This is a genomic window from Flavobacteriales bacterium, from assembly GCA_013214975.1.
In the GTDB taxonomy this organism is placed as follows: Bacteria; Bacteroidota; Bacteroidia; order DT-38; family DT-38; genus DT-38.
The window spans coordinates 1-1,700 of the sequence record JABSPR010000086.1; the positions used below are offsets into that span (position 1 = coordinate 1).

Here is a 1,700-nt window from a genome sequence, read left to right on the forward strand (position 1 = left end):
TTAGATGCTTCATGAAGCTATAGAGAGCTTAGGGCTTTTAAAGTTGGTTTATTACTATCTATTGGCGCTAAAGATAATGGCTTTTTTTATTCTACGTCAATCTTGAGCGAGCTTGGGTTTGTGGAAATAAAGAAAAGCCTTTTCGTAATAAACGAAAAGGCTTTTGATGTCGGGGTGGCAAGATTCGAACTTGCGACCTCCTCGTCCCAAACGAGGCGCGATAACCGGGCTACGCTACACCCCGAAAAGTGTGTGTGTCATTAATGACTTTGGGACGGCAAATATAATTCAAATGAGATTATTATTGACTAGATATAATATCTTTTTATTGACTTTGATGAAATTAAAATGCACCACCTCCAGATCCGCCTTTATCTCCTTGGCCTTGAATAGATTCTGTATCGTACGATGGTTGTTCTAATTTTCCGAATTTAAACCGAAGACTAAATTCAATATACCTCGTATCTGGATTTCCTGATTCGTTAGAAGTTACTTCGTTTGTGAAAATTTTCTGCTGGTACCTTTCACCATAAAAGGCATCCCATATCTGAGCACTTATCCGAAGCTTGTTGTTTTTAGTATTATAGAATACACCGGCACTTGTAACAAACTGCTCTTTAATTTCAGCCAATCCTAATTTCATTTTTGATTGATAGAAAATATTGGTGCTCAGAGACCATCGTTTATTTAATTCCAATTCAGTTTCGCTATCAATCATAAAACCAACAGAAGGATCACCTGTAAATCCATTAATATCCTTTCCTCTCATTAGATATGTTCCTATCCATGTATAGGAAGTTAGTTTGTCAAGTTCTACTGGAATAGTAATATTAAGCCAATACGAATCGAAATAGTCGATATTAAAAACACCAGAGTAAAAATAGTTGACGGAATCGTTTGAAGCGGAATAATTATCCACTTGCGCATTGTTAGTTCGATTATAGCTAAGAGAAACAACTTCATCGAAAAAGGATAGATCTAAAGAGTGATTGTAACTTGGCATTAGGCTGGAGTTTCCTGAGCTAAAAACATCGCCACCTGTAAAGCTTGTTGATGAGCTTGTTGAAGAATAATCGGGTCTCCAAATACTTGTTGAGTAGGAGAGAGCTACGGATTCTCTGAGGAAGAATGTTCCGGATGGGAATATATTAGGCATAGAAGTACTTAGGCCTGCATTGTTTTTGGTTCGTGCATATTCTCCACGTATACCTATTTCGTAGTAACTCTCTTTAATTTTATTTCCAAAGAGGAAGTAGACGGACGTAATACTCTCATCATATATAACTTCATTTGAAAGAGTGTCTAAATTATTCAAAGAAGAAGATATATTGGAACTGAAATTACTATGTCCCAAAGTTGTTTTAGCGCCGGTCTCAAAGTATTTGTCTTCTGTGAAGTATTTAGAATAGTCGAGTTGGTAATTCATAAATTGGTAATCTATTTTCTCAGTATTGTTAACGGTGTTGCTTATTCCGTTCGTGGTTTCAATAAATTTATTGTAGTAGTCGTCATTAAACGTACCGGCGTCTGCACCTGTAAATAGCCTTGTTCCTAGGGTATCGTAATCTCTAGAGTAGTTAACTGTTAACTGCGTCCAATTGTCGGGGTTTCTACCCGTAAACTCTGAAGTTGAATAAGTAGTTGGTAGGATTGGGCTCTCTTTTGTAATATCCTTGTAGTGATATTCTTCATACTTCGAA

Annotated in this window: 1 protein-coding gene and 1 tRNA gene; both read right to left on the reverse strand. The window is 36.6% G+C overall.

Annotation, left to right across the window (positions count from 1 at the left end):
• Positions 1 to 169: 169 nt before the first annotated feature.
• Positions 170 to 244: transfer RNA gene (locus tag HRT72_03705), tRNA-Pro, on the reverse strand.
• Between the two features lie 99 nt (positions 245 to 343).
• The coding region (locus tag HRT72_03710) for an outer membrane beta-barrel protein (protein ID NQY66812.1) at positions 344 to 1,700 on the reverse strand (1,357 nt) is incomplete at its 5' end.